The sequence below is a fragment of the Vibrio sp. 2134-1 genome (assembly GCF_033339495.1).
Genome location: NZ_JAWOUS010000007.1, coordinates 126,657 through 148,600 on the forward strand (window position 1 = coordinate 126,657; position 21,944 = coordinate 148,600).

At 46.8% G+C, this 21,944-nt stretch carries 19 protein-coding genes; 7 read left to right on the forward strand and 12 right to left on the reverse strand.

Going from position 1 to position 21,944, the window contains the following annotated elements; genetic code table 11:
- Window positions 1-42 precede the first annotated feature (42 nt).
- A complete protein-coding gene (gene bioH / locus R7R78_RS10605) occupies window positions 43-810 on the forward strand; it encodes a pimeloyl-ACP methyl ester esterase BioH (RefSeq protein ID WP_225473514.1) in 768 nt (255 codons plus the stop codon).
- A 124-nt stretch (window positions 811-934) separates the two neighbouring features.
- Window positions 935-1,399, forward strand: a complete 465-nt coding sequence (locus R7R78_RS10610; RefSeq protein ID WP_005379316.1) for a hypothetical protein — start codon at window positions 935-937, stop codon at window positions 1,397-1,399.
- Window positions 1,400-1,503: 104 nt separating this feature from the next.
- On the opposite strand, the gene R7R78_RS10615 is transcribed toward R7R78_RS10610, so the two are convergent.
- A complete protein-coding gene (locus tag R7R78_RS10615) occupies window positions 1,504-3,825 on the reverse strand; it encodes a Tex family protein (RefSeq protein WP_005379317.1) in 2,322 nt (773 codons plus the stop codon).
- A 229-nt stretch (window positions 3,826-4,054) separates the two neighbouring features.
- On the opposite strand from R7R78_RS10615, the gene R7R78_RS10620 reads away from it, so the two are divergent.
- The 5 genes from R7R78_RS10620 to envZ all read left to right on the forward strand — a co-directional run bounded on the left by R7R78_RS10620 (window position 4,055) and on the right by envZ (window position 9,289).
- Window positions 4,055-5,935, forward strand: coding sequence for an ATP-dependent zinc protease (locus R7R78_RS10620; protein WP_225473516.1), 1,881 nt, complete (start codon window positions 4,055-4,057; stop codon window positions 5,933-5,935).
- Between the two features lie 117 nt (window positions 5,936-6,052).
- Window positions 6,053-6,544, forward strand: coding sequence for a transcription elongation factor GreB (gene greB / locus R7R78_RS10625; protein WP_005379321.1), 492 nt, complete (start codon window positions 6,053-6,055; stop codon window positions 6,542-6,544).
- A 105-nt stretch (window positions 6,545-6,649) separates the two neighbouring features.
- Window positions 6,650-7,045: a DUF1090 domain-containing protein gene (locus R7R78_RS10630; protein WP_017635004.1), complete on the forward strand. Its 396-nt coding sequence runs from the start codon at window positions 6,650-6,652 to the stop codon at window positions 7,043-7,045.
- A 129-nt stretch (window positions 7,046-7,174) separates the two neighbouring features.
- Window positions 7,175-7,894, forward strand: a complete 720-nt coding sequence (ompR, locus tag R7R78_RS10635) for a two-component system response regulator OmpR (RefSeq protein ID WP_005379333.1) — start codon at window positions 7,175-7,177, stop codon at window positions 7,892-7,894.
- Between the two features lie 102 nt (window positions 7,895-7,996).
- Window positions 7,997-9,289, forward strand: a complete 1,293-nt coding sequence (gene envZ / locus R7R78_RS10640) for a two-component system sensor histidine kinase EnvZ (protein WP_017820700.1) — start codon at window positions 7,997-7,999, stop codon at window positions 9,287-9,289.
- Window positions 9,290-9,361: 72 nt separating this feature from the next.
- Here envZ and R7R78_RS10645 read toward each other — a convergent pair whose 3' ends face one another.
- The 11 genes from R7R78_RS10645 to R7R78_RS10695 form a co-directional block, all read right to left on the reverse strand.
- Complete coding sequence (locus tag R7R78_RS10645) at window positions 9,362-10,750, reverse strand: uracil-xanthine permease family protein (protein ID WP_005379335.1); 1,389 nt, start codon at window positions 10,748-10,750, stop codon at window positions 9,362-9,364.
- A gap of 232 nt (window positions 10,751-10,982) precedes the next feature.
- Complete coding sequence (gene recG, locus R7R78_RS10650; protein ID WP_225473518.1) at window positions 10,983-13,064, reverse strand: ATP-dependent DNA helicase RecG; 2,082 nt, start codon at window positions 13,062-13,064, stop codon at window positions 10,983-10,985.
- Between the two features lie 253 nt (window positions 13,065-13,317).
- Complete coding sequence (gene trmH / locus R7R78_RS10655; RefSeq protein ID WP_017820702.1) at window positions 13,318-14,001, reverse strand: tRNA (guanosine(18)-2'-O)-methyltransferase TrmH; 684 nt, start codon at window positions 13,999-14,001, stop codon at window positions 13,318-13,320.
- Between the two features lie 52 nt (window positions 14,002-14,053).
- Window positions 14,054-16,174, reverse strand: coding sequence for a bifunctional GTP diphosphokinase/guanosine-3',5'-bis pyrophosphate 3'-pyrophosphohydrolase (gene spoT / locus R7R78_RS10660; RefSeq protein WP_005379340.1), 2,121 nt, complete (start codon window positions 16,172-16,174; stop codon window positions 14,054-14,056).
- Between the two features lie 39 nt (window positions 16,175-16,213).
- Entirely contained in the window at window positions 16,214-16,486 is a 273-nt protein-coding gene (rpoZ, locus tag R7R78_RS10665; protein WP_005379346.1) for a DNA-directed RNA polymerase subunit omega, read from the reverse strand.
- A 181-nt stretch (window positions 16,487-16,667) separates the two neighbouring features.
- Window positions 16,668-17,291, reverse strand: coding sequence for a guanylate kinase (gene gmk, locus R7R78_RS10670; protein ID WP_005379347.1), 624 nt, complete (start codon window positions 17,289-17,291; stop codon window positions 16,668-16,670).
- 448 nt (window positions 17,292-17,739) lie between these two features.
- On the reverse strand, window positions 17,740-18,963 hold the full coding sequence (locus tag R7R78_RS10675; RefSeq protein ID WP_005379348.1) for a tetratricopeptide repeat protein: 1,224 nt from the start codon (window positions 18,961-18,963) through the stop codon (window positions 17,740-17,742).
- A 9-nt stretch (window positions 18,964-18,972) separates the two neighbouring features.
- Window positions 18,973-19,605, reverse strand: coding sequence for an energy transducer TonB (locus R7R78_RS10680; RefSeq protein WP_005379353.1), 633 nt, complete (start codon window positions 19,603-19,605; stop codon window positions 18,973-18,975).
- A 4-nt stretch (window positions 19,606-19,609) separates the two neighbouring features.
- On the reverse strand, window positions 19,610-20,017 hold the full coding sequence (locus R7R78_RS10685; protein WP_005379359.1) for an ExbD/TolR family protein: 408 nt from the start codon (window positions 20,015-20,017) through the stop codon (window positions 19,610-19,612).
- Window positions 20,018-20,042: 25 nt separating this feature from the next.
- A complete protein-coding gene (locus R7R78_RS10690; protein ID WP_005379363.1) occupies window positions 20,043-20,570 on the reverse strand; it encodes a MotA/TolQ/ExbB proton channel family protein in 528 nt (175 codons plus the stop codon).
- A gap of 9 nt (window positions 20,571-20,579) precedes the next feature.
- Window positions 20,580-21,941 carry a MotA/TolQ/ExbB proton channel family protein gene (locus R7R78_RS10695; RefSeq protein WP_005384750.1) on the reverse strand — a complete coding sequence of 454 codons (1,362 nt, stop codon included), beginning with the start codon at window positions 21,939-21,941 and terminating at the stop codon, window positions 20,580-20,582.
- Window positions 21,942-21,944 lie beyond the last annotated feature (3 nt).

A 21,944-nucleotide genomic window follows, 5' to 3' on the forward strand; every position in this document is an offset into this window, starting at 1 on the left:
CTGAAGCCGTAGGGAATAAAATAAGTGGGAGAGATTGAGAGCATGAGCACGAAATTACACTGGCAGTCATTTGGTCAGGGACCAGATTTGGTATTACTTCATGGTTGGGGCATGAATGGTGCGGTATGGCAGCAGACAGTCGAGTCTCTTCAACCTTATTTCCGAGTTCATGTGGTTGACCTTCCGGGGTACGGGCATAGCGCCGAATCTCATGCCGAAGATTTAGACCATATTGCTAATCTGGTGGTGCAAGGTGCGCCAGAGAAAGCGATTTGGCTTGGTTGGTCCCTCGGAGGTTTAGTGGCGACGCATGTGGCGTTAAATATGCCCGAGCGCGTGGCTAAGTTGATTACGGTTGCCAGCTCACCAAAATTTGCCGCAGAAAAACCGTGGCGCGGCATTCAACCGAATGTACTGAGTGCGTTCACCTCTCAGTTGCTAGAAGATTTCTCACTGACCATTGAGCGCTTTATGGCGTTGCAAGCGATGGGCAGCCCATCAGCGCGTAAAGATGTTAAACAGCTCAAGCAAGCGGTACTATCGCGCCCTCAGCCAAAGCCTGAATCGCTGTTGGTTGGGCTAAACATCCTTGCTGATGTGGATCTGCGCGATGCGTTGACGTCTCTTTCTGTTCCAATGTTGCGTCTTTATGGCCGTTTAGATGGGTTGGTGCCAATTAAAGTAGCTAACGATTTGAGTGAACAGTTGCCTCATACCCAGCAGTTTGTTTTTAATCAGTCCTCTCATGCGCCTTTTATCACCGAACATGACGAATTTTGTGTTCAAATCCGAGAGTTTGCTCACGATTGAGCAAGTGCGAACGGAAATACCTCAAGTTGTTTAAAAAGTGGTCGACATAAAGACTGGTGAGGTTTTATTAGCCAATAAAGCTAAGCCATATTGACGAGTTGGGCGACTCTGAGGAGGGTTCGCAATGATTGTGTCACCGACCAACGTAAGTGTGCCACTGATCGCCCCATCCGTGAATGTGCAGACGGAACAAGCAGCTCGCGACAATAAAGTCCGAGAGCCTGTAACGCCAACGGTCGCATTGGCCAAAACCAATGCAGAGCGAAAAGTAAAAGGTGATGACAAGCGCCGACGTCAGTCTTCTTGGGATCCTTCAGAGCATCCTGATTATGATATGGAAACGGAAGTCGACACGCGTTATCAAGAAGAGCCGGAAGATACACTAGAACGGCTTTTTAGTTTGCTTGCGCTCAAATCGTATAGTGAAGACCAGGGGAAAGGCTACGCGATCCGCTTTCGCTTACCAAAGCGCATTTTGGATGCTGCGATCAATGAAGGATTAATGGAAAAGCGCAGGAAGGTGATCAAGTTTCATTATGGTCATGCAGTCGCTCCCCATACCCCGTCAGAAGTGATAGCAGTATTATGACGACTCAATATCCTACTCAAACAAAAACGCTCCAAGCAGGCTGACTGATTGGAGCGTTTTCTTTTTAGTTATGAAAGCTCGTTAGCGGTGAAGCCTAGGTAAGGTTACTTTTTCGCTTTAGCAAACGCTGCAGCAAACGCACCGCCCATCGCGCTGTTCGATGACGAATCATCACGGCGAGGCTGACGACGCTGCGGTTGGTCATTACGACGTGGCGCTGCTGATGAGCGTTGGCTGCGGTTGTCTTGACCCGGTTCGTCGTTCATACGCATCGATAGACCAATACGCTTACGCTGCACGTCAACTTCCATCACTTTCACTTTGACGATGTCGCCCGCTTTCACCACTTCACGTGGGTCAGACACGTAACGATCTGTCAGTGCAGAGATGTGTACGAGACCATCTTGGTGAACGCCAATATCAACGAAGGCACCGAAGTTGGCTACGTTTGATACCACACCTTCTAGAATCATGCCCGGTTCCAAGTCAGATACCGAGTTTACACCTTCTGCAAAGGTCGCCGTTTTGAATTCTGGACGTGGGTCACGACCCGGCTTGTCTAACTCTTTGATGATGTCTGTAATGGTTGGAACGCCGAAGTTATCGTCGGTGTAATCGACCGCATGCAGACCTTTAAGGAAGCTTGAATCACCAATCAGTGCTTTGATATCTTTGTTGTTCTTCTCAGAAATCGCTTTGACCACTGGGTACGCTTCTGGGTGAACCGCAGACGCATCAAGTGGGTTCTTACCATCCATAATACGCAGGAAGCCCGCACACTGCTCGAACGCCTTAGGACCTAAACGAGGTACTTTCTTCAAGGTTGTACGTGCTTCGAAGCGGCCGTTCTCATCGCGGAAGTCGACAATGTTCTGCGCGATGGTGCTTGATAAGCCTGCTACGCGCGTCAGTAGCGCCGCAGACGCAGTGTTCACATCAACACCAACCGCGTTTACACAGTCTTCCACAATCGCATCTAGGCGTTTTGCCAACATAGATTGGCTTACATCGTGCTGGTATTGACCCACACCAATAGATTTCGGATCAATTTTCACGAGTTCAGCCAATGGATCTTGCAAACGACGTGCAATCGACACTGCACCACGCAGTGATACGTCCATATTCGGGAACTCTTTTGCTGCAAGCTCAGACGCTGAGTAAACCGAAGCCCCCGCTTCACTTACGATGATCTTCTGAACTTTCAGGTTGCCACGTTTGATGACGTCTGCGACAAAGCTGTCGGTTTCACGTGAAGCCGTACCGTTACCAATCGCAATCAAATCCACGTTGTACTTACGCACCAACTGCTCAACGATTTGTGCTGACTTGTCGTATTGTTTTTGTGGTGGGTGAGGGTAGATGGTTTCGGTTGCAAGCACTTTACCTGTTGAGTCGACAACCGCGATTTTTGAACCTGTACGCAGACCCGGATCGAGACCAAGTGTTGCACGAGGGCCAGCCGGTGCTGCCATCAACAAGTCTTTTAGGTTAGTGGCGAATACTTCAATCGCTTCGATTTCAGCGCGCTCTTTCATTGCGCCCATTAGCTCGGTTTCCATGTGCATCGATACTTTGATGCGCCATGCCCAGCTGATCACTTGCTTACGCCAGGTATCCGCCGGTGCGCTGCTTAGCGTCACGCCATAATGGTCGGCGATAATCGTTTCGCAGTAAGACTGACGAGCGCCTTCTTCCTGTTCTGGATCAGCATTCATTGCCAATGTCAGGAAGCCTTCGTTACGGCCGCGTAGCATCGCCAGTGCGCGGTGCGATGGCACTTTGCTTAGGGGCTCGTTGTGGTTGAAGTAATCTTTAAACTTCTCGCCTTCTTGCTCTTTGCCTTCAACGACTCGTGAAACCAGTTCCGCATTGCGATTTAAGTGGTTGCGAATTTTTTCCAGTAAGTTTGCGTCTTCTGCGATGCGCTCCATGATGATCGCGCGAGCGCCATCCAATGCAGCTTTGGTGTCTGCGATGCCTTTGTCTGCATCAAGGTATTTGCTTGCTTCGCTTTCTGGCTCGGTTTGTGGATGATTCCAAAGCTGATCTGCGAGTGGTTCAAGACCAGCTTCAATCGCGATCTGACCTTTCGTACGACGCTTGGGTTTGTAAGGTAGGTATAAGTCTTCAAGACGAGTTTTGCTGTCTGCCTGCGCGATCTCTTGTTCTAGCTCTGGCGTCAGTTTGCCTTGCTCTTGGATTGATTTGAGGATGGTTTGACGGCGATCATCCATTTCACGAAGGTAAGACAGACGGCTGTCCAAAGTACGAAGCTGGGTATCATCAAGGCCCCCCGTCACCTCTTTGCGGTAACGTGCAATAAAAGGGACAGTGTTGCCATCATCAATTAGGGTGACAGCGGCGTTGACTTGCTCTGGGCGAACATTCAGTTCTTGAGCAATCATGCGACAGATAGCTTGGCTCATCCGTGTTTTCTCTTTTAATTCAGTTTTGGTTGTATAGAACATTGGGGTCGTTCGAAGAATTTGCAATGTTTTAAATTAACGAGGCAAAAATTTACCGGGCGCTGGTGGACATCAGTCATATTTATGTCAAAACTGTAATTAAATTGAGAACTTATATCCGCAGTTATCGACTAACCTAATTCCACGGTTGTTGATATCACTAAATGTACCTCGGCTTATACGGATAATCATGATGAAAAAAATGTCTTTGGCGTTAGCGCTTACGAGTGCCTTACTTGCCGCCCCGCTTAGTTGGGCGCAGTCTATCTCAGGAACCACACAAGCTCCCGTTTATCAGCTCGATAACAAATTGGTACTAGGGCGTGTGGAGAGCGTCTACTACAGTGACATTCCGGAACTAAAAGCGGTGCCATTTATTGGCAAGATTGATACTGGTGCAGATACGACATCGATGCATGCGGAGAATATCCATGTCAGTAGCTCACACCCAGATTACCAAGATTTGAAAGATAACGAGTTACTTTGGGCGATTGTCGATGACTTAGGTGGTACGAAGGCAAAGTGGGACGCCGACAGCTTTAAGCCATATCAAGTAAAGGTTAGCTTTACGGTTCCTCACCCTTATACAGGGAAGGAAATACAGATTACCGATGATCTGGAAAGAGTGAGCGCGATTCGCAGTCGGACAAGCAAAAAGCCCATCCTACGCCCGACAATAAAAATGCCGATGACAATCGCTGGTCACACCGTTGAGACGGAAGTGAACCTGACCAAGCGTACGCAATTCTCTTCTCCTATCTTGATTGGTAAAACCTATCTCGATGATAACGCATGGGTCTTCGCTGGTTACGATTACCTTCAAGAACAGCCAAGCGCAAAAATGATTGGCAAAAAAGAGACGGTTGAAGTCGAAGGTGTGCCATATAAGATCAGCATCTCAACTTCTAGCCGTTATACCAACGTCCATGCACTGGACATCAAGGTAGACAAAAAGCATAACGAAGTCTCTTTTATGTTAGAGGGCGAGAATGGCAAGCGTCATCCAATGACATTACCCTTGGTACGAATGCTGAAAACGACCAAAAGCGAGCGCCCTTTAGTCTATTTACCCGTCAAAGTCGGCGAAAATGAAACTCAACGTTGGTTGGTGTATCTGCGTGATCGCAGTAAGTTCAGTTCGCAAATTCGCTTAGGTCGGGACGTCGCGAGTCAGCACTTTGTTATTGATACGGACAGAGAAAATCTACTGGGTGGCGTAGAAAAAACGTTCAAAAGCGCGCTCAAATCAAAACCTCTTGTCGTTTCACCAGAAGAACAGGTCACCATTGATGGTTATACCGTCCCTGCTTACCCCACTTTTACTGTGAAAACGCCATTACTGCGTGTAAATGGGTTTGAAGTAACAGAAAAAGGTAAGGATGAATCCGTCACGTTTTATTTAATGAACGATGAGGGGAAAGAAGAAAAAATCACCAAACCAGTGTTGAAAAAGCTCAAGGTTGGCAGCGCGGTTCGCCCTGTTGTCGAAGGAGACTTTCTTCTCGGTAGAAAAGACACATCAATGAAGTTTGCGCTCGATGTGCTTGATGAGGGTGACACTCAACCCTTTTTCGTCTTTGGTCATGACATAGCCAAGGGTGGTGTGTTGCTGAACACTCGCGCAGATCATCTACTAGATGCAAGGCCACTTTTCAAAGCTGGCCATATCGAAGTGGCGGAAGTTGAGGGGATGTCTTTCCCTGTGAAGTTAGACACGGGTGCAGATGTAAGCTCAATCAATGCTAAGAACATCAAGCAGTTTAAGAAAGACGGCAAAGACATGGTGAGCTTTACCTATGAGAACGATCTTGGCATGAAACAGGCGTTTACTAAGCCTGTTGTTGATGTCATGCGTATTAAAGCGAAGAAAGGCGAGAAAACGAACGTACGCCCTGTGGTTGAAATGCATGTTAAGCTTGGCGAATTAGAGAAGAAGATCCGAGTCAACTTACAGGACCGAGGTCGCTTCCATTACAGCATGATTTTAGGTAAAAACTTCCTAAAACATGGCGCGGTTGTTTCGAGTGATACGAATTACATCGTGACGCAAAAACCGGATTACGAAAAGTAACACTCTGGCCGCCTTATCACCTTGATACCCAAAGCCTGAACAACGTTGGATCTTTGGGTATATCATCTCCTTAATGCTGCCAAAGAGCAGCATTTTTTAGTTGAGATAGGAGTTAATTTGAAAACTAAGCTGATTACACGAGAAGGTTACAACAAACTCAAACAAGAGCATGATTACCTTTGGAATGAAAAGCGCCCGGAAATCACCAAGATCGTCACTTGGGCGGCGAGCCTGGGCGATCGCTCAGAAAATGCGGATTACACCTTCAATAAACGTTTACTCCGTCAGATCGACCGTCGTGTCCGCTTCCTTCGTAAATTCCTGCCAGAAGTCACGATCGTTGACTATTCTCCGCAACAAGAAGGCAAAGTCTTTTTTGGTGCATGGGTGGAAATAGAAAATGAGGCAGGAGAAGTGAAAAAGTTTCGTATTGTCGGGCCTGAAGAGATTTACGGCGATGCGAAAGACTACATCTCGATCGATTCACCTATGGCGCGAGCGATGTTGAAAAAACAAGTGGATGAAGAGTTCACGGTACGCACCCCAGAAGGTGAAAAAGAGTGGTTCATCAACTCAATTGAATATACTCAACCGGCCTCGGAAGACTGAGGCTTTATCACCGATTCAAGTCTCATGAAGTTCACTAGAAGTGACTTGGGTCTCAACGTCAGAATATTTGGTATAAAGGCATGGTGCCTTTCTCGGAGAAGTAAAATGAACAAAGCAGTCATGTGTAGTGCTGCACTAACAATAGGATTCTCACTTTCAGTTTTTGCTCAAGATGAAGTGAAAGGCTGTGACGCTAAAGAGTTAGCGGTAGAGCAGCAGCTTGAGTATGCAAAAGCGCAAGGTAATGAGCATCGCATTAAAGGCTTGGAGCAAGCACTTTCCGCTATCCAGAATGAATGCTCGGAAGGTGAGCTGCGCCAAGAGCTGCAAGCAGAAGTGGAAGAAAAGACTAAAGAAGTTGAGGAGCGAGAGGAAGAATTAGTCGAAGCTCAGCATTCAGGGAAAGCAGACAAAATTGAGAAAAAACGTCACAAGCTGGCTGAGGCACAGCAAGAGCTGCTTGAGGCCAAACGTGAACTGGAATGGAATTATGGTCAATAGTAGGTGCTGAAAATACCTGCTAGAGAGAGAATAAAGCGCTTAAGATAAAAAGAGTAACAATTTGCTTGAGCACGTTAGGAAAAACAGTGATACATTTTCGACAATAGACGCTTCTGAAAGGATGTTTCAATGCAAGAAAATCATAAAATTTTAGTGGTTGATGACGATGCTCGTTTACGTGCTCTATTGGAGCGTTACCTTTCTGAGCAAGGTTTTCAGGTACGAAGTGTCGCCAATGGCGAACAGATGGATCGCCTACTAACGCGCGAAAACTTTCACTTAATGGTGCTAGACCTAATGTTGCCTGGTGAAGATGGATTGTCAATTTGTCGTCGTCTACGCCACGCGAACAACATGTTGCCAATTTTAATGCTCACCGCGAAAGGTGATGAAGTGGATCGCATCGTGGGTCTTGAGGTAGGGGCGGATGATTATTTGCCAAAACCGTTTAACCCACGCGAATTGTTGGCTCGCATCAAGGCCGTATTACGCCGCCAAACTGTAGAGTTGCCGGGTGCACCAAGCACTGAAGAAAAAGTGGTGGAGTTCGGGGAGTTCCGACTCAATCTAGGCACTCGCGAGATGTTCCGCGGTGATGAGGCAATGCCACTCACCTCTGGAGAGTTTGCTGTCCTAAAGGCGCTCGTGATGAATGCACGTGAGCCAATGTCACGAGACAAATTGATGAACATGGCGCGTGGCCGTGAATATTCTGCAATGGAACGTTCTATTGACGTACAAATCTCACGTTTACGTCGCATGTTAGAAGACGATCCGAGCAAGCCGCGCTACATTCAAACCGTATGGGGCCTAGGTTATGTTTTCGTCCCAGACGGCAAAGAGGTGTAACCTCTTCACTCCATAGCCAGCACTTGGCTATAGCAACTTCAGCCTTCATTACCTTCCCTTTGAAGGCTGAAATTTCGCGATTAGGACCACTAGGAACGTTCCATGCGCATCCGAAGTTCATTGACACAATCTATTCTGCTGTTCATCTCTTTGCTTCTCGCGAGCCAAGTTTTCTCTTACTACGCCGTTTTTAACTACGCGTTGATGCCGAGTTTGCAGCAGTTCAATAAAATTCTCGCCCATGAGCTCAATTTGGTGCTTGATGATGAAGGACCTTTAAAGTCTGATGCACCGTTAAGGCGTCAATTGTTAGAAAGATTAGGGGTGACGGTTCATAGTCTCGATAGCGATAAGGCGATTGAATTTCATCACGCAATGTCGATTGATTTGATGTCTGAAGAAATGAGCCAAGAGCTGGGTTCGCCCACAGAAGTGCGCTTATTGCTTGGCGATGAAAGTTACATTTTGTGGATGCACATCGAAAAGTTGCCGAACTCCATCATTCGTATTCCGTTATCTGAGCTGCAAGAAGAAGATTTTGCCCCGCTGTTTCGTAACAGCTTGATTATGGCGCTGCTGATCATTGCAGGTGGTTGGTTGTTTATTCGTTTGCAAAACCGTCCACTTTTGGCTTTAGAGAGAGCCGCGAAAGACGTCGGTCGAGGTGAGATCCCGCCCCCCTTAGCAGAGAAAGGCGCATCGGAGATTCGCTCTGTAACTCGAGCCTTTAATCAAATGTCGAAAGGTATTCAAGAGCTAGAAGAAGACCGAGCCTTATTAATGGCAGGGATTAGCCATGACTTACGAACACCTCTGACGCGTATTCGCCTAGCGACAGAAATGATGTCTCCTGAGGACAGCTATCTTGCGGAGGGGATCATTAGCGATACGGAAGAATGTAATGAGATCATCAGTCAGTTTATGGATTACCTCAAACCGGTGAACCAAGAATCGTTTGAAGCGGTTGATATCAGTACGATTGCCAGTGACGTCGCCAGTTCTGAAGGTGGTTATGAGGTTGAAATTGAAACAGATCTTAATCTTAACTTGCCGCCAGCCAAAGGAAGTGCGATTGCGATTAAGCGGGCGATCAGTAACTTAGTTGTGAATGCGCTACGTTATGGCAATGGCTGGGTCAAAATCAGCACTGGTGTGACAGCAGATAAGCAGCTAGTGTGGATTTCAGTAGAGGACAACGGACCGGGTATCGAGCATTCTCAAATCGCGAGGTTATTTGAACCCTTTACGCGTGGTGACACCGCTCGCGGTAGTGAAGGCACTGGGCTAGGGTTGGCGATTGTGAAGCGTATAATCAGCCAACATTCAGGCTCTGTGGTGATGCGTAATCGCAGTGAAGGCGGTTTAATCGCTCAAATCAGCTTTCCTACCAAGTAAGTCGATGGCCCGCACCCTTTAAAACAAAAAGCCCAACCTAATTAGGTTGGGCTTTTCTTATTCTCAATAATCTTAAGACTCTTTCACTTCCTGAGGAAGTTCATCTTCGTCTTCCAGTTTCTCTGGCAGAAGTAGATTTAAAATGATCGCTGTGATGCCACCTGCTGCAACACCAGTTGAGAAAATACTCTTAATAAATTCTGGCATAAATTGCAGGATCTCTGGTTTTTGTGCGATACCAAGTCCCATTGAGAAGGATAAGGCCATGATCAGAATTGCGCGGCGATCGAGCTCAACACGAGAGATAATACGCACACCAGCGGCAGCAATCGTACCAAACATGACAATCGTTGCGCCGCCAAGTACTGGCTCAGGAATCAGCTGAACAAAGCTAGCGACACCTGGGAACAAGCCAAGAATCACTAACATGCCAGAAATAAAGTAACCCACGTAGCGGCTCGCGACTCCTGTTAGCATGATGATGCCGTTATTCTGGCTAAACGTTGAGTTCGGGAAGCTGTTGAAAACGGCTGCGATTGCGGAGTTTAAGCCGTCTGCTAACACACCGCCCTTAATGCGTTTCATGTACACTGGGCCTTTTACTGGCTCACCAGACACTTCAGATGTTGCGGTAATATCACCGATGGCCTCTAGTGCGGTAATAAAGAAAATCAGTACCAGCGGAATGAACAGAGACCAGTCAAACGATAAGCCATATTGCATTGGTACGGGCAGTGCTACGATCTCAGTTGCGCCTAGCTGAGAAGTATCTACCATCCCCATAAAATACGCCATGATGTAGCCCACTAGCATCGCAATCACGATTGAAGCCACACGGATGTATGGGTTTTTCGAGCGGTTTAAAATCACAATTAATCCAAGTACCGTCCCAGCCAGAGCAAGTTTGTCTAAGCTGCCGAAGGTTCCTTCATTTAATGCTGCGTAGCCACCGCCCATTGATACTAAGCCGACTTGAATCAGTGTGAGACCGATAAGAGTGACGACGATGCCTGAAACGAGCGGAGTGATGATTCGGCGGGCATGCTCCAATACGCGAGATAGGAAAATTTCTGCAAATGATGCGACTAAAATCGTACCAAAAATGGCAGCCATCATGGTGCTGATGTCTGCTCCACCGGCTTTCAGCGATAGGCCTGCTCCAATAATAGGACCTAAAAAGTTAAAGCTGGTGCCTTGAACAGAGAGCAAACCAGAGCCAATTGGGCCAACGGTGCGAATTTGAATAAACGAAGACACGCCTGACGCAAATAAAGACATGCTGATGATGGTGTTCGTTTGGTCTGCAGGTACACCCAAAGACTGACAGATGATCAGTGACGGAGTGATAACCGCGACGAACATCGCCAATAAGTGCTGAAGTGCGGCAAAAATGGTTTGAGGCAAAGGTGGTCGATCGTTGAGTTGATAGACCAGTTCCGAAGATCGGTTTGAAGTTGTCATTGTTTGTCTCGCTAGTCGCAATATTTCCCTAGTTCTCGCTGAATGGGAGAGCAGGGTGGAGTTGACGTCGTTACCTGTGATTGCTGTTAATCAGAGTCAACTCAGGTTGGTGGAGTGTGATCTAACACACTTAAAAATTTGTGCGCGATTATAGAGAGATTTACTCAAAAAGCAAACGTTTGCTTTGTTTTTGGCGTATTAAAAAACGAGCCATTTGGCTCGCTTTCAATCATTACGCTTTGGAGTAAATATCCCGCTCACCCAACCAGCGATCGATAATTGCTGTTGCGTTAGTCGGGTAATTGTCATGAATATGACGCGCAATACGCTGAACTTCGGGAATCAGGCGTTGATCTCGAACTAAGTCTGCGATTTTGAAATCAGCAAGACCTGTCTGCTTTGTACCCAATAGTTCTCCAGGGCCACGAATTTCTAGGTCTTTCTGCGCAATGACGAAGCCATCGTTACTTTCACGTAGTACTCCGAGACGTTTTTGCGCGGTTTTTGACAGCGGAGAGTGGTACAGCAGCACACAATGGCTAGCAACGGAACCTCGGCCCACGCGACCTCTTAACTGGTGTAATTGTGCCAAACCAAGACGTTCAGGGTTTTCTATGATCATCAAGCTAGAGTTTGGCACATCCACACCAACTTCAATCACTGTCGTTGCGACCAGCAAATGCAGTTTATTGTCTTTGAAATCTTGCATCACCGCTTGTTTCTCTGCCGGCTTCATTCGTCCGTGTACTAGACCAATTTTTACGTCCGGTAGCTTACGTTGAAGCTCTTCTGCGGTATCTGCCGCGGCTTGCGCTTCTAATACTTCCGACTCATCAATCAGGGTACACACCCAATATGCCTGCTTGCCTTCGTTTAAGCAGGCATTTCGGACACGCTCGACGATGTCGTCACGTTTTGTATCTGGAATGGCAACGGTTTGAATCGGCGTTCGACCCGGTGGTAGCTCGTCAATCACGGAAGTTTCTAGATCGGCGTAAGCGGTCATGGCTAAGGTGCGAGGAATAGGCGTCGCCGTCATGATCAACTGATGTGGGTAGGCGCCTTGTTTTGCGCCTTTTTCACGCAATTCTAATCGCTGATGGACACCGAAGCGGTGCTGTTCATCAATGATGACCAAAGCAAGGTGATGAAATTCAACGTGCTCTTGGAATAGCGCGTGAGTACCCACTACCATTTGCGCTTCACCACTGGCAATACGAGCCAGCTCGGCTTCCTTTGCCTTACCTTTGAGTTTGCCCGCTAACCAACCGACTTGAATGCCCATTGTTTCAAACCAGTTTGCGAAGTTGATAGCGTGTTGCTCGGCCAATAGTTCGGTTGGCGCCATGAGTGCCACCTGATGGCCATGCTCAATGGCTCTAACAGCGGCCAAAGCGGCAACCAATGTTTTCCCCGAACCAACATCGCCTTGCACTAATCGCATCATTGGGTGCGGTTTTTCTAGATCGGCCTCAATCTCTTGTACTACTCGGGTTTGAGCGTTTGTAGGAGAGAAAGGCAGTTGGGCTAAAAGCTGCGTTTTTAGTTTATGACAAGGACCGAGAGGTAGCGCTGAATCCTTCTGACCTTTGCTACGCACCGCCAGCATCGATAAGTTTTGTGCGAGCAATTCTTCCATGATCAAGCGGATTTGGGCAGGATGTTTGCCTTCGTCAAACTCATCTAAATTAATGGTTGGTGGTGGGCGATGAATGGTGTGCAGCGCTTGCGACATAGTGATTTGATGGTCATACAACCCAGCTGGAAGTAATTCCTGCACTGCGGTTTTATCAAGCAGGGCTAAAGCTTGTTCGGTAAGGTTGCGCAATGTGATTTGGCGTAAACCATCGGTGGTGGGATAAACAGGGGTTAAGCTCTGTTCTACATCGGGCTTTTGCTCGCTAACGTAAAACTTGTAGTCAGGATGAACAATTTCCAAACCCATGCCACCGCGCTTAATTTCACCGTAAGCATGTACTAACTTACCTTGCGTGAAATTGTTCTTCATGGCTGCGGTAAAGTTGAAAAAGCGCAGCGTGATAGTGCCATTACCGTCGCTGATTTTTACCGTTAGCATTTTGCGCTTACCGAAGATGGTGTCGACTGCCATGACCTTACCTTGCACGCCCGCCCAAAGGCCAGCATGCAGTTTGGCAATAGGGTAAATACGAGTACGATCTTCGTAGCGTAACGGAAGGTGAAACAGCAAATCTTGAACGCTATGTAAGCCAACTTTGGCGAGTTTTTCTGCGACTTTCGCGCCAACTCCAGAAAGGGAGGTTAATGGGACGGCAGATAACATTTGGGCGGACATAGAGGGCTCAAGAAAATGGTTAACATAGCAGTATGTTAACCATGGAGCTGTGTTTTTGTACAGGAAAAAATAGTCATGCTTTAGTTAGTGTCATGATTTGACTGATAACCTATCATTCCGAGGAGCTTTAGCGACATCAGGATTCTATTTCCAACAAGTATGTCGCTGAAGTTAACACTATCAGCATCTGTATATTTGAGAATTAGATCCTGAACCACGCTCCTTCGCCGCCGTTCAGGATGACGAAAGTCTGTTACTTGCTTTGCATCTCTTGCCACCACGCGTCATCGGCGATGATTTGACCTTCTTCATCGAGTGGTGGGTAAACGAGCCCTTTTCGTTTCGCGACTTTTGCCAGCACTGGGTGACCACGTTCAAAGAGAATACGGTTGATTGTCTCTTTAGGCAGAGCGCTTTCTTCTCGGTCGTACATGCCTGCGGCTTCACGTTGACGTTGCGCTTCATACAAAATTACGGCACTGGCAACCGATACGTTTAGTGACTGCACCATGCCCACCATTGGGATAATAATGTCTTGATCGGCAAGCTGTTTGGCTTGCTCCGAAGCGCCAACCTTTTCGCTGCCTAAAATGATTGCCGTTGGTTTGGTGTAGTCGATTTCGCGAAAATCGACGGCGGTGTCCGAAAGATTGGTCACCAAAACCTGCATACCTTGCGCTTTGAGTTCGGTAATCGCAGTTTCAATCGAATCGTGAGTATCCACTTCAACCCAGTTACGCGCGCCTGCTGAGGTATGGCTCAGCGTACGCATTTTGTCTGGCCAAATTGCGTGAACTTTGTGTAAGCCTGTCGCGTCAGCGGTGCGGATCACAGCAGAGACGTTGTTTGGCTTATGTACTTCTTCGAGACAAAGTGTCAGATCAGTTTGGCGAGTTTTTAGGACTTGGTGAATACGGTTGTAACGTTCTAGGTTCATATTTATTGAGGTATAAAAAATCGCCACCTAACAGAGTAGGTGGCGATAGAGGTTAGTTCTTTCTGCGTCTGACTCGGGTTGCTTGAGGCATTGCCTTAATCTTACGCATGATACCAGCAAGGTGGACACGATCTTTCGTCGTCAACAGCACTGTCACAGTGTATAAACGACCATCACGTTCTTCCGTTGAAAGACCATGAATGTTTGATCCTGTTTTCGAGATCACGTTGGTCAGTTCTGCAAGAGCACCTTGGTTGTTAAGCATGTCGACTTTAAGTTCAGCAATGAACTCTTTATCGTAGTCTTCAGACCAAGCGACAGCCATATAACGGTCTGGCTCTTTCTGATAACCACGAACGTTCGGACATGTTTCTCGGTGAACAACCAAACCACGACCAGGCGATACGTGAGCAATAATGTGATCATCTGGGATAGGATGACAACAATTTGCAAACGTCAGCAATAAGCCTTCTGCGCCACGAATCGGAAGCTTCTTCTTCGAGTCCGTTGGGATTGAACTTGTTGTCGTGAGCTCTTCGGTGTCACCAAGGAGACGACGTGCGATCACAATGCTCATCAACTCACCCAATCCAATAGCAGCCAATAAATCATCGATGCTTTCTAGGCGAAGATCATTCAAGACTTCTTGGATATTTTCTGGATAAATTGAATCAATCGAGTGACGGCCAAGTGCGTGATTAAGTAGGCGACGACCTAAAGTAATCGACTCTTCACGACGCATCGTTTTCAGTACTTGTCGAATCTTAGTGCGGGCACGAGAAGTCACGACATAGTTCAGCCATGCCGCATTCGGACGCGCACCAGGGGCACTGATAATTTCCACCGTCTGACCGTTTTTCAATGCCTTACTCAATGGGTAAGGGTTACGATCAACACGAGCACCAACACAAGAGTTGCCTACATCGGTATGTACGGCATAGGCAAAGTCGACAGCCGTTGCGCCTAAAGGTAATTCAACGATACGACCTTTTGGTGTGAAGACGTAAATCTCATCTGGGAAAAGATCGGATTTTACGTTTTCAATGAATTCGAATGAGTTACCCGCGCTTTGTTGTAGCTCTAACAGGCTTTGCATCCAACGCTGAGCTTTTACTTGCGCAGTGGTGCCAGACTTGTCGCCTTTGTCTTTGTAAGACCAGTGTGCCGCGACACCTTTGTCCGCCATTTGATCCATATCTTCAGTACGGATCTGAACTTCAACAGGTACGCCGTGTGGACCAACCATGGAAGTGTGTAGCGATTGGTAGCCGTTCGCCTTTGGTACCGCGATATAATCTTTCATGCGACCAGGACGTGGCTTATACAAGCTGTGTACTTGGCCTAAAACGCGATAACAAGTATCAGCGGTATCAACAACGACTCGGAACGCATAGATATCCATGATGGTGTGAAAGCGCTGTTCTTTGGTTTTCATCTTGTTGTAGATAGAGAACAGGTTTTTCTCACGACCAACGACGCGAGCATTCAAGCCAAAATCTTGCAGACGGCCTTCTATTTCGCTGTGAATGCGTTGGATCATCTCTTTACGATTACCACGTGCGGCTTTAACCACTTCTTTCAGTACGCGGTAGCGGTTGGGATATAGCGCCTCAAAGCCCAACTCTTCGAGTTCGGTTTTGATATTGTGAATACCAAGACGATGAGCGAGGGGCGCGTAAATTTCTAACGTTTCACGAGCAATACGACGCTTTTTATCTGGTCGAAGCGCGCCAAGCGTACGCATGTTGTGCGTGCGGTCAGCCAGTTTGATCAGAATGACGCGGATATCTTGCACCATGGCCAGAACCATCTTACGAAAGTTCTCAGCCTGAGCCTCTTTCCTATCGCGGAATTTGAGTTTGTCCAGTTTAGATACACCATCAACCAATTCTGCGACAGTGTTGCCGAATTTCTCTTCGAGATCTTCTTTAGTTACATCACAGTCTTCAATGACGTCATGCAGCAAAGCAGCTTGGAGGGTTTCGATATCAAGGCGCATTTCGGCCAAGATACGAGCCACAGCGACAGGGTGGATGATGTATGGTTCACCGCTAGAGCGGGTTTGCCCTTCATGGGCATCTCTCGCTACCACATAAGATTGACGCAGAGCCTCAATCTGAGGCTCTGTTAGGTATTCTTGGGCAACGTCTTTGAGGCTATCGAATAGATACAAATTATAGGCCCGGGAGGTTGTTGAATTCTAAAGTCAGAATTAACGGTTGTGAGCGATGCTGCTTACTGCCGCTAGCTCTGCCGCTTCTTGCTCTTGCTGTTCTTGACGTTCACGAGCGTCTAGAACTTCTTTAGTAATTAAACCTTCTTCGATTTCGCGTAGAGCGATAACCGTTGGCTTATCGTTCTCTTCTGGCACTAGTGCATCTTTACCGCCAGTTTGCATTTGACGAGCGCGGCGAGCCGCAATCAGTACTAGGTCGAAACGGTTGCCAACTTTTTCAACAGCGTCTTGAACAGTTACGCGTGCCATGAGGACTCCAAATAGTTAACTAAAATTTTAGAATGACGAGAAAGTATACAACCTAACTACTTTATTTACTAGCAATTAGACAAGCCACCGTTTGTGGACTTTCTCAGGTAGTTTATTGTGTTTTTCGCACTGGGCAAAAAACGGGAAATTCTTTATGTTTTACAGCGTGACTTTTTTGAAGTTACTCTGCTAACAACGCGTCAAGCATACCTTTATATTTAGCAGCTTGCTTTTCTTCCTTCAATCTTTCAGCACGCAAGATAGCTTTAAAATCCATCAAAGCGGTATCAAAATCGTCGTTTACGATCACGTAGTCGTACTCGTTGTAATGAGAGATTTCCGACTTGGCTTCAGCCATACGCTTTGCGATCACTTCATCGCTATCTTGACCACGAGTGTTCAAGCGACGCTCTAACTCACCGTTTGATGGTGGCAGGATGAAGATGCTTTTGGCTTCTGGCATTTGTTCACGGATTTGGCGTGCGCCTTGCCAGTCGATATCTAGAAAAACGTCGATACCTTTATTTAGTGTTTCTTCAATCCATACACGAGATGTGCCGTAATAATTACCAAACACTTCTGCGTATTCTAGGAAGTCACCTTTAGCGATCAGGGCTTCAAACTCATCTTTCGCTACAAAATGGTAGTGGACACCATTTTCTTCACCAGGTCGCATGTTGCGCGTGGTGTGAGACACAGACACTTTCATTGCGTAGGTTGGGTTGCGTTCCAACATCGCTGAGATCAAGCTAGATTTACCTGCGCCGCTAGGTGCAGATACGATATAGAGAGTACCTTTGCCCATTGTACTGTTCCACTTTTGATTGGATTGATTGAGTGCCGAAGGAAAGTTCGACATTCTTATAACGATAGCACTGGCATTGAGAAATCAACCACCAAAGGGGTGGATATTGGTGATAATCCCGCCAGAAAAATGGAGGCGAAGAGTATCATGATCTCTATTTTGTTACCAGTTGATCTTTCTGTCTGTGATCGTCTTTGATGAAATAGTTACTTACGCCAGAGTGTTCCTAAACAGCGAAGAAGGAGCGTGATACAGGACTTACCATCCGCGCACTCTGTTATTAAAACCATTTCTACAACCGTTTAGTGTGCTGATTTTAGGTTTAGAGTCCCGATTTGGCTTGCGTGAGTGACTCTGGTTAAAAATAGGGGTTAATAATGATAAGACGGAAAAAAGGGGAAGCTTTCACTTCCCCAGGCGTGCGACTGACTCACACTTAATCTTCGAATTATCCTTGAGACTCTAGGAAATTTATCCAAGGGCTAACGGTTGACCTGAATTTTGGCGATTGAGCAGCGCCTTTCATCGCCTGCAAGGCCTTTTGTGGCTGCTTAAGCTCGAAATAGGCCATCCCGCGAATGTATTCAAGTTCTGCCTTTTGCTCTTTAGAGGCACTGGATGCCGCGCTTTCTACAAAACGAGTTGCTTCAGAATATTGCTTGTCTTGTATCATTAAGCGAGCAATCTGAATTTGCGTTTTAGCAGAAGGAGCGAGGTTATATGACTTTTTATAAGCGAGAATTGATTTATCTAGCTCTTTAGCTTGCTGCCAGAAACTGGCTAGGCGGTCATAGTTTTCCTTCGTCTTTTCAATGTTTCCAGCTGCCATTTCCTTTTCAAGAGTTTTGGCTGCTTTATATGGAATACCTTGGTAAGCCAAGAAGTTTACAAAGCGTAAATATTCCTTCTCTCCTTCTAGTTTCCCCATTTTGTAAACCATTTCTAGGGTGGCTAGAGAGTTGCGCTCTTGACCTAGCTCCATGTAGACACCAGAAAGTTGCATCCAGTAACGCTTTTTCTGAGGGTACTTTGAAGTCAGAGTTTTGAGTACACTGGCAACGCTTTTCAGCTGGCCTAACTCGTAGTGAGATGCAACGAGAATTAAGTACCAAGACTCACTTGGGCTCTTGCTCATCGCGATGGCTTTTTTGGTTGGCGGGATTGCATTTTTGTAATCTTCCAACTGAACATAAGCGCTCGCTAACGTGATATAAGCATGAGCTTGAGGCTTCTCTTTGGTTGTTTCTGCAACCTTGAACCATTCCTTCATCGTTTTTACAGACAACGTATACTTTTCTTCAGCTAGGTAAAGCTGAGCCAAGCTGTAGCGAACTTGTTGAGCAACAGGAACGGGAAGTGCGTCGAGCTGTAATGCTTCGGCAAAGTATTTTGCTGCTTGCACATAATTGTCTTGTAGCGAATACAAAAAGCCAGTCTGCTGAAGTAAAACTGCTCGGTCGTATTTTTTCGAACTTGTGCTTTCTAAAGCGCTTGCTAGTTTTTCTTTCGCTGCTGAATATTTTTCAGTTGCGATCAACTCTTGCACTTTGTTAACGGTTCGAAATGTCCGATCTGATAACTGAGGAGCTTCTTTTGCCATCGTAGGAGCGGCCATTGCCACTCCTGCGAAGAGAATTAAAGAAGCCACTTTGCTTTTCCATAAACTTTTCATCGTGACTCCTTAATTGGTTGAGAACTCTATTTCTTGCGATAGGCGCGAGCTAACAGGTTTCCCGTCAACCAATTTTGGTTTAAATGTCCATTTAGAGACTGTTTTTCTTGCCGCTCGACCGAGGCCTAAGCGTCGTGGTTGCTCTTTAAGAACTTTGATGTCCTCTACGGCACCACGTGCGTTGACGGTAAACTCTAATAAGACGACCCCTTTTTCTATTCCTGCTTTCGCAGCCTTCCTAGGCATTTGAGGTTGGAATGTCGCTAGAGGTGTTGGACCTCCGCTACCCGCGAGTTGCGCACCTCCACCCTGGCTATAATGTCCAAGCACCGAACCACCTGTAACATTTACGGGTAGGTCAAGCTTTGGCATATCCATTGGTGTCTGCTCCATCACCGGTTTTACTGTCGCTGTCACTTTCATTTCTGGCGGCGGCGGCGGACGCTTAGGCGGTGGTGGCTTTGGAAGTTCGCGTTTTTTCTCCTGTATTTTTTCGTCTGGTTTAATGCGAATAAACTCGACCATACGCAGGTCATCATTCGACACTAACTCGTGGCGCTCTTTGTTTACTAGCTTGTCCATCCCCCAGAACAACCCGAGGGAGACAATGAGCGCCAGTGCAATTGAGGCCAGATACCGCATAAGCTTAATCCTTATTGGTTGCGGCAATGGAGATGCTTTCTACACCTGCCATTTTGATCTGGTCCATAACCTTCACGACTACGCCAGCATTTGCTTCAGTGTCGGCTTGGATAACAACTGCGCCATCAGGGCTTTCTGCACGAAGACGTTCAATATTCGCGCGAACTGCGTCCACTTCGATGCGGCGTTTATCAACCCAAACATCACCCGCCGCACCAACTGCGACCATGATGTTACCTTTTTTCACGGTTTGCGCAGAGCTTGCCGTAGGGCGGTTTACTTCTAGACCAGCTTCTTTGACGAACGATGTTGTTACGATAAAGAAGATCAACATGATGAATACGATGTCGAGCATCGGTGTCATATCGATAGCGGTTTCATCACTGCTATCACTGCTATAGCGTCTTTTCATGACCTATACCTCTAATTCCATTTACTCAGGCAATATGCTTTAGCTTATCTTCCAGCTTTTGCGTTGTGACTTTGGCTAAATGATCAAGACGTGAACTAAAGAACAGTCCTGATAGAGAAGCCACCATCCCGGCTAAAGTTGGGATTGTTGCCTTTGAGATCCCCGAGGCCATTGCTCGAGGGCTTCCTGTTCCTGTTACCGCTAAGATGTCGAATACTTGGATCATGCCAACAACGGTGCCGAGCAAACCCAGTAGGGGACAAAGCGCAATCAATACTTTCACGATTGGCAGGCCCTTTTTATTCTCAATGTCCTGACGAGAAACAATTTCTTGTCGGATCATCTTAGCGTTCCAGCTCTGGTGCTCTGATCGCCCCTGCCATGAGCCAACGGCTTTTTTCATGGCTTTTGGAGCGACGGCAGCAAAATAGAACCAACGTTCTAACAATACTGCCCAAAGCATAAAGCTGAGGATGAAGATGGCGACGAGTACATCGCCACCCATTCCCAAGAAGCGCCTAATTGATTCAAGTTCTCCAACTAACCACCACATAACGCCTCCTTAGCTTTCGGCTTTATGTAGTTTTTCCTGATAGCGAGCGATGAAGCCTGCACTCTGTTCTTCAAGAGTTTGAACCAAACGACGACCTTTACTGTGTACGATGGTGTACAGGAACAGTAGAGGAATTGCGACAACTAGACCAAGCATCGTAGTAACAAGTGCTTCAGAGATACCGCCAGCCATTAGCTTAGGATCACCTGTACCAAATAGTGTGATTGCTTGGAACGTACCGATCATACCCATAACCGTACCCAGTAGACCTAGAAGTGGTGCTACAGAAGCGAACAGTTTGATTGAGCTGATAAAGCGTTCAATGCTCGGTGCGTTACGTAGGATGATTTCGTCCAGTTTCGCTTCAAGATCTTCAAGGTTGTCACCTTTGTGCTCTTGGTAAGCCTGGATAACTTCACCCAGAGGGTTACCAGGAATCACGGTTTCTGATTTCGCTTGCTTACGCATTTTACCGCCAATCACTTGAAGGCGTAGGAAGCAAACTAGAGCAATGATAGCGCCAACTGCACCCATACCAAGGATGACGTAACCTACAATGCCACCTTGATCAATACGTTCTTGAACGGTAGGGCTTTGTACAAGTAGAGACAGAATTACACCACGGGATGGGTCAATAAACAGTGGCTCATAGCTGTTTGACGCTGACTCAAAGCCCGCAACATGACGTGTAATATTGGTGCGAGGCTGTCGAGAGAGTTCTTCGAACTTACCTGTTTGAGGTACATAAGTAACGTACTTACCATCGGCAATCGCGTTAAATTCACCGACAAGAGTAACATCGCGAACCGCTTCTTTACCTTCGCCATAAACAACCGTTGCTTGGGTTGTTGCTGTCTCGCCTGAGGCAACCACTTGTTGAAGAATGGTATGCCAGAATGCTTCTAGCTCTTGTGTTGATGGCAGTTCTTTGCTTTCAGCCAGTTTCGTTAGTAGAGCGTCACGCTCTGGGAACTGAACAGCGTTTTGAGAAGCAGCAAATAAGCCCTTAAACTCGCCCGCATATTGGCGGACCACACCAAACATTTCGCCCAAAGTACCAGAGCGAACACGTAAGGTTTCTGTTAGTTCAGTCAGCTGCTTATCGTTTTCATCAAATGTCGCTTTAAGTTGATCGCCCAGTGCTTGCTGTGAAGCTAGCTCTTCACGAGCCTGTTGCAATAATGCCGCTTGCTTATCTCGGTTGTTCTTGAACTCAGCTTCACGGGCTTTGTTCTCTTTTGACTCAACGATGCTTTCTGATTTTACGTTTTTGAGTAGTTCAGATAGGTTTTTAGGCGTTTCTGCTTGTACGCCTGAAACCATAAATAAGCTCGCTAGTAGACCAGCGGCTAGAGTTTTGAATCCTTTCATCTC